Origin of the sequence: Segatella copri, assembly GCF_009495355.1 — a bacterium.
Taxonomy (GTDB): domain Bacteria; phylum Bacteroidota; class Bacteroidia; order Bacteroidales; family Bacteroidaceae; genus Prevotella.
Map to the genome: position 1 here is coordinate 1 of NZ_VZAD01000079.1, position 6,229 is coordinate 6,229.

Below are 6,229 nucleotides of genomic sequence, written 5' to 3' on the forward strand. Positions count from 1 at the left end.
TGCACCGAAATAACACCATTTTTTATACCGGATTTTTGATTCGAATTTTGAACACCCTACCTTTCGGGGCGTGCTGTTGGAGAACTTCTACCTTTTCAGTGCCCTCCCTGGGCTAAGAGCTTCTGCCTTTTACCTTTCCCTTCAGCCGGTGACCGTTGGTTCAGGGCGTGCTGTTGGAGAGCTTCTGGATCTTCTGGGTGTGCCAACCGTACAGGTCGAAACATATTGTTGTATTCAAGTAATTACTCATTACTGTTTGGGGAACAGAGTAGTTGCCTTTGATCCCGAAAAAACAGAGTATACGCAAACAAAGAAAACGTTTGCGTTTCTTTTTTTTTGAAAAAAACATATTTTTGTTTGCCAATTATAAATAATGTATTATCTTTGCATTGAAAATAGCTTTGTAAACTCGACTTAGCAAAACAGCAAGTCAAACAGGGTTGACAAAAAGATACAAGAACAAGAATTACTGCATGAGCAATAAGATAAAACATTCCGGTGTAGTCGATGGCGTCGATGGCACAACAGTACGTGTGCGCATCCTCCAGTCATCGGCTTGTAGCGCTTGTAAGGTAGCCTCACACTGCAATGCCTCCGAAACCAAGGAGAAGTTGGTGGAAGTTACCACATCAGATGCTTCTCAATACCATGTTGGTGACTCGGTCAGAGTTTTGGCCGATACCAGTGTAGGCTTCCGTGCCAGTTGGTATGGTTATCTTCTGCCTTTGGTCCTGATGGTTGTAGCCTTGGTGACAGTATTGAAGGTTTCTGGCTCAGAAGGTATGGCAGCCCTTTCTTCTTTGGGCATACTTATACCTTATTATATATGTCTGTATCTGCTTCGTGGCAAGCTGAAACGCAGACTCAGCTTCTCCATCGAGAAGTAAAACTCTATAGGTCAATGGAAAGTAATAATATTAATAACTAAAACAAATACAAAGATTATGAACTTTATTATGATTGCAGTCTTGGTGCTCGGTGCCATTGCGCTTATTGCCGCATTGGTTCTCTTCGTAGTTTCCAAGAAGTTTGCCGTCGATGAGGACCCTCGATTAGGTCAGGTGGGCGAGATTCTGCCTGGTGCCAATTGCGGTGGTTGCGGCTTTGCCGGATGTTCCGGTATGGCAGCAGCTTTGGTCAAGGGAGCCGATGCCGGCAGCATCGAAGGACTGATGTGTCCTGTAGGTGGTGCCGACGTGATGGGCAAGGTAGCCGATCTCTTGGGTATCGCTGTGGCCAACACCGATCCTAAGGTGGCAGTAGTGCGTTGTAATGGCTCTTGCGAGCATCGTCCTCGCATCGCCGAGTATGATGGTTTGCATACCTGTGCAGCTATGAACTCTTGTGGAGCAGGCGAGACAGGTTGTGGTTTTGGCTGTCTGGGCTGTGGCGACTGTGTGGCTGCCTGTCAGTTCGGTGCCATCTCTATCAATCCCGAGACAGGTCTTCCTGAGGTGGATGTGGAGAAGTGTACTGGCTGTGGTGCCTGTGCCAAGGCTTGTCCGCGCCACATCATTGAGCTTCGCAAGAAGGGTCCTAAGGGTCGTCGTGTGTATGTTCAGTGTGTCAATCACGACAAGGGCGCAGTAGCCAAGAAGGCTTGTAGCGTTGCTTGTATCGGATGCGGTAAGTGCCAGAAAGTCTGCAAGTTTGATGCCATCACCATTGAAAATAATGTGGCTTATGTCGACTTCAACAAGTGTCGCATGTGTACCAAGTGTGTTGATGAGTGCCCAACAGGTGCTCTCGTGAAAGTTAATTTCCCTGTAAAGAAGGCTAAGCCAGCCGATGCAGCTCCCGTTGAGGCTCCTGCAGCACCCAAGGCTGAGACTTCAGAAGTAAAGAAGGAGGAACAAGCATGAAATTGAGAACATTTAGAATAGGTGGTGTTCACCCAGAAGAGAATAAGATTACAGCCGAGATGGCTACTCAGGTGGCAGCCCTTCCTAAGCAGGCCATTTTCCCTCTTGGTCAGCACATCGGTGCTCCTGCAAAGCCTGTTGTTGCCAAGGGCGACAAGGTGAAGGTAGGTACTCTGCTTGCTGAGGCTGGTGGTTTTGTCAGTGCTCCTATCTACAGTTCTGTTTCGGGAACTGTGTTCAAGGTAGACCAGTCTATCGACGCTACTGGTTACCGCAAGCCTTGTATTATCATCAATGTAGAAGGCGACGAGTGGGAGGAGAGTATCGACCGTTCTGAAAAGTTGGAGACGATAGCATCTCATCCCGAGCTCACTCCCGAAGAGATCGTCAACCGCATCAAGGTGGCTGGCGTCACAGGTATGGGTGGTGCAGGTTTCCCAACCTTCATCAAGCTGTGTCCTCCTCCAGGTGCCAAGGCCGAGTGTGTCATCATCAATGGTGTGGAGTGCGAGCCATACATCACAGCCGACTACCGTCTTATGATGGAGCATGCCGATGAGATTCTTGTAGGTTTGAACCTCCTGATGAAGGCTGCCAAGGTAGAGAAGGGCTATATCGGTATCGAGGACAACAAGCCTGCAGCCATCAAGCTCTTCGAGGAAAAGACAGCCGGCGATTCGCGTATCGAGATTGTGCCTTTGGCTAAGAAATATCCTCAGGGAGGTGAGAAGCAGTTGGTTGATGCCGTTATCCGCCGTCAGGTTCCTGCTCCTCCAGCTATCCCTGTCAATGTTGGAGCAATCGTTCAGAACGTAGGTACAGCCTTTGCTGTATATCAGGCAGTTATGAAGAATAAGCCTTTGTTCGAGCGTTACACCACAGTTACAGGTAAGCAGGTGAAGAATCCTGGCAACTTCCTCGTTCGTATGGGTACACCTTTCTCTCAGATGATAGAGGCTTGTGGCGGTCTGCCCGAGGGCGACAACAAGGTTTTGGCAGGTGGTCCTATGATGGGTAAGGCTGTGATCAGCCTTGATGTTCCTGTCACCAAGGGCACCAACTCCATCACCGTCCTGACCGATGGCGACGCTCACCGCAAGAAGGCTGAGCCATGTATCCGTTGCGCCAAGTGTGTGGAGGCCTGTCCTATGGGCTTAGAGCCTTACTTGCTTGCCACACTGAGTGTGATGAAGGAGTATGAGCGTTTGGAGGCAGAAGAGGTAACCTCTTGTATCGCCTGCGGTTCATGCCAGTTTACCTGTCCTTCGCATCGTCCTATCCTCGACAACATCATCGGTGGTAAGGCAGCAGTGATGGGTATTATCCGTGCTCGCAACACAAAGAAGTAATATATCGTAAACTTCCCAACAGAAATAAAAATGAGTAAATTAATCGTTTCATTATCGCCACATGCCCATGGCAACGAGTCGGTGGAGAAGAACATGTACGGAGTCATCGTAGCTCTCGTACCAGCCATCTTGGCCTCCTTCTATTTCTTCGGCCTGGGTTCGGCAGTAGTACTGCTTGCCTCTGTGGCTGCCTGCGTCTTCTTTGAGTGGGCTATCACAAAATATATTCTCAAGACCGAGACCAGTCTGCTCGATGGTTCTGCCATCATTACCGGTCTCTTGCTCGGCATGAACCTGCCCAGCAACCTTCCACTTTGGATCATCATCATCGGTGCCTTGTTTGCTATCGGTGTGGGTAAGATGAGTTTTGGTGGCTTGGGCAACAATCCTTTCAACCCCGCTTTGGTAGGTCGTTGCTTCCTGCTCGTCAGCTTCCCTGCACAGATGACTTCATGGCCTGTGGCTGGACAGCTGCTCAGCTATACCGATGCCACAACAGCTGCCACTCCTCTGGCTATCATGAAGACAGCCATCAAGACAGGCGACAGCTCTGTACTTCAGCAGTTGCCCGACTCTCTGAGCCTTCTCTTTGGTGCTACAGGCGAGGGCTTCGGTGCCGGTACAACGGGTGAGGTTTGTGCCATTGCCCTCTTGCTCGGTTTGGCATACATGCTCTGGAAGAAGGTCATCACCTGGCACATTCCTGTAAGCATCATCGCTACCGTGTTTGTATTCAGCGGTTTGATGCACTTGGCCAACCCTGTATATGCCAATCCATTTGCAGTTATCCTTAGCGGTGGTTTGATGTTGGGTGCCATCTTCATGGCCACCGACTATGTCACATCACCAATGACCCACAAGGGAATGCTCATCTATGGTGTATGCATTGGTCTGCTGACAGTCATCATCCGCAACTGGGGTAGCTATCCAGAAGGTATGTCGTTCGCCATTCTCATCATGAATGCGTTCACACCTCTTATTAACACATACGTTAAACCCAAGCGCTTCGGTGAGAAGCCTGCAAAGAAATAAGGAGGATAGAGACATGCAGAAATTAGAATCATCATTGAAGAACATGGTTCTCGTATTGGTGGGTGTGGCACTCGTTGTAGGTGCAGTGCTCGCTTATGTGAACCATATCACATCTGGACCTATCGCTCAGAAGGCCGAGCAGTCATTGGCAGCTGGTATCAAGAGCGTGATGGGAACCGACGACTTGCAGGTGGCTGCCCCAAAAGAGGTACCGCAGACTATAGACGGCAAGGAGGTTACCTTTATAGTTCATGCTTGTTCCGACAAGAGCGGCAACTCTCTCGGAGCAGCTGTAGAGAGCACCACAGGCGGCTTTGGTGGCGACCTGAAGGTACTGGTAGGTTTCGACAAAGAGGGCAAGATATTGGGTTACACCCTTCTTCAGCACTCAGAGACTCCAGGTCTTGGTGCCAAGGCCAGCACTTGGTTCCAGAAAGACGGCAAGGGCAGCATCATTGGCAAGACACCAAAGGATGGCAACCTGCACGTGAGCAAGGACGACAAGAGTGGCAATGCTGTTGATGCCATCACTGCATCTACCATTACCAGTCGTGCTTTCCTCAAGGCTATTAACCAGGCATACGCAGCCTATACCCAGCAGGGTACAGACGGTAAGAGCGGTGCCACAAAAGTAAAGAAAGGATAAGCCACTATGAGTAATATTAAGATTTTAATGAATGGTATTATCAAGGAGAACCCAACCTTCGTGTTGCTCCTTGGTATGTGTCCTACTTTGGCAACCACCACCAGCGCCATCAACGGTCTCTCCATGGGACTGGCTACTATGGCGGTGCTGATTTGTACCAACTTTGTGATTTCCTGTATCAAGAAGATCACTCCCGATATGGTTCGCATCCCTGTATTCATCGTAGTGATAGCAGCCTTCGTAACCATTCTGCAGATGTTTATGAGCGCCTATGCACCCGACAGCATCAACCAGGCATTGGGTATCTACATTCCACTGATTGTGGTTAACTGTATCATCCTGGGTCGTGCAGAGAGTTTTGCTGCCAAGAACTCGCCAGTGGCAAGTTTGTTCGACGGTATCGGTGTAGGTTTAGGTTTCACCCTCGGTCTCACCATTCTGGGTTGTGCACGCGAGATTCTCGGCTCAGGCAGCCTCTTCGGAGTAACTCTTTTGCCAGAGACCACCAACATTCTGGTGTTCATCTTGCCTCCAGGAGCCTTCCTCACCTTGGGTTACATCATTGCAATATTTAATAAGGTAAAGAAATAAGGAGGAGTAATATATGGAATATTTATTGATATTTATCTCTGCGATATTCGTCAACAATATTGTTTTGTCGCAGTTCCTCGGTATCTGCCCATTCCTGGGTGTATCGAAGAAGATTGATACCGCCATCGGTATGGGTGGTGCCATTGCCTTCGTCCTGACTTTGGCAACCATTATCACCTGGTGTGTTCAGAAGTACGTGCTCGATGCTTTCGGTTTGCAGTATCTTCAGACCCTTTCGTTCATCCTTGTCATAGCCGCTTTGGTACAGATGGTGGAGATTATCCTCAAGAAGGTTTCGCCAGCTCTCTATCAGGCATTGGGTATCTTCCTGCCTCTTATCACAACCAACTGTGCCGTGCTGGGTGTAGCCATTTTGGTTATTCAGAAAGACTTCAATCTGCTTCAGAGTGTGGTTTACGCCTTCTCTACAGCTCTTGGTTTTGCCTTGGCGCTCATTGTCTTTGCCGGCATCCGCGAGCAGCAGGCTTTGGTTCGCATTCCTAAGGGCATGCAGGGTATCGCCATTGTCATGGTAACAGCAGCTCTCCTGAGTCTTGCCTTCATGGGTTTCTCGGGTGTAGACGGTGGCTTGAGAGCCTTGTTCGGTCTCGAGTAAAGCAACGGTTCCGAACTCAGCGAAAGTTGAGTTGATATATTAAGTCCCACAGTGTAGTCGTAAGGCTACTCTGTGGGGCTTTTTTGTGTGTCGGGCATGACACTAACCTAACTGGTTTAACTCCAGTCGCAGC

At 49.2% G+C, this 6,229-nt stretch carries 7 protein-coding genes; all 7 read left to right on the top strand.

Annotated features, from left to right (window positions below; genetic code table 11):
- The first annotated feature begins 473 nt into the window (after nt 1-473).
- From F7D20_RS10670 to rsxA, 7 genes are read left to right on the top strand one after another with little or no spacing between them, the layout of a single operon-like run.
- Nucleotides 474-887 carry a SoxR reducing system RseC family protein gene (locus tag F7D20_RS10670; RefSeq protein WP_022251446.1) on the top strand — a complete coding sequence of 138 codons (414 nt, stop codon included), beginning with the start codon at nt 474-476 and terminating at the stop codon, nt 885-887.
- A gap of 57 nt (nt 888-944) precedes the next feature.
- Nucleotides 945-1,862 carry a Fe-S cluster domain-containing protein gene (locus F7D20_RS10675; protein ID WP_158464024.1) on the top strand — a complete coding sequence of 306 codons (918 nt, stop codon included), beginning with the start codon at nt 945-947 and terminating at the stop codon, nt 1,860-1,862.
- Nucleotides 1,859-3,211: an electron transport complex subunit RsxC gene (rsxC, locus tag F7D20_RS10680; protein WP_158464025.1), complete on the top strand. Its 1,353-nt coding sequence runs from the start codon at nt 1,859-1,861 to the stop codon at nt 3,209-3,211. Before F7D20_RS10675 ends, rsxC begins: the two co-directional genes overlap by 4 nt.
- Before the next feature lie 30 nt (nt 3,212-3,241).
- Nucleotides 3,242-4,243 carry an RnfABCDGE type electron transport complex subunit D gene (locus tag F7D20_RS10685; protein WP_158464026.1) on the top strand — a complete coding sequence of 334 codons (1,002 nt, stop codon included), beginning with the start codon at nt 3,242-3,244 and terminating at the stop codon, nt 4,241-4,243.
- 13 nt (nt 4,244-4,256) lie between these two features.
- Nucleotides 4,257-4,889 (top strand): RnfABCDGE type electron transport complex subunit G, encoded by a 633-nt coding sequence (locus F7D20_RS10690; RefSeq protein WP_158464027.1) that lies wholly within the window; start codon nt 4,257-4,259, stop codon nt 4,887-4,889.
- 6 nt (nt 4,890-4,895) lie between these two features.
- On the top strand, nt 4,896-5,480 hold the full coding sequence (rsxE, locus tag F7D20_RS10695) for an electron transport complex subunit RsxE (RefSeq protein WP_158464028.1): 585 nt from the start codon (nt 4,896-4,898) through the stop codon (nt 5,478-5,480).
- A 13-nt stretch (nt 5,481-5,493) separates the two neighbouring features.
- Entirely contained in the window at nt 5,494-6,096 is a 603-nt protein-coding gene (rsxA, locus tag F7D20_RS10700; protein WP_022251440.1) for an electron transport complex subunit RsxA, read from the top strand.
- Nucleotides 6,097-6,229: the final 133 nt, after the last annotated feature.

Excerpts from the sequence above, each read along its gene's own strand:
- F7D20_RS10690 (WP_158464027.1), top strand. The coding sequence starts at position 4,257 with ATGCAGAAATTAGAATCATCATTGAAGAACATGGTTCTCGTATTGGTG.
- rsxC (WP_158464025.1), top strand. The coding sequence starts at position 1,859 with ATGAAATTGAGAACATTTAGAATAGGTGGTGTTCACCCAGAAGAGAAT.
- F7D20_RS10675 (WP_158464024.1), top strand. The coding sequence starts at position 945 with ATGAACTTTATTATGATTGCAGTCTTGGTGCTCGGTGCCATTGCGCTT.
- rsxA (WP_022251440.1), top strand. The coding sequence starts at position 5,494 with ATGGAATATTTATTGATATTTATCTCTGCGATATTCGTCAACAATATT.
- F7D20_RS10685 (WP_158464026.1), top strand. The coding sequence starts at position 3,242 with ATGAGTAAATTAATCGTTTCATTATCGCCACATGCCCATGGCAACGAG.
- rsxE (WP_158464028.1), top strand. The coding sequence starts at position 4,896 with ATGAGTAATATTAAGATTTTAATGAATGGTATTATCAAGGAGAACCCA.
- F7D20_RS10670 (WP_022251446.1), top strand. The coding sequence starts at position 474 with ATGAGCAATAAGATAAAACATTCCGGTGTAGTCGATGGCGTCGATGGC.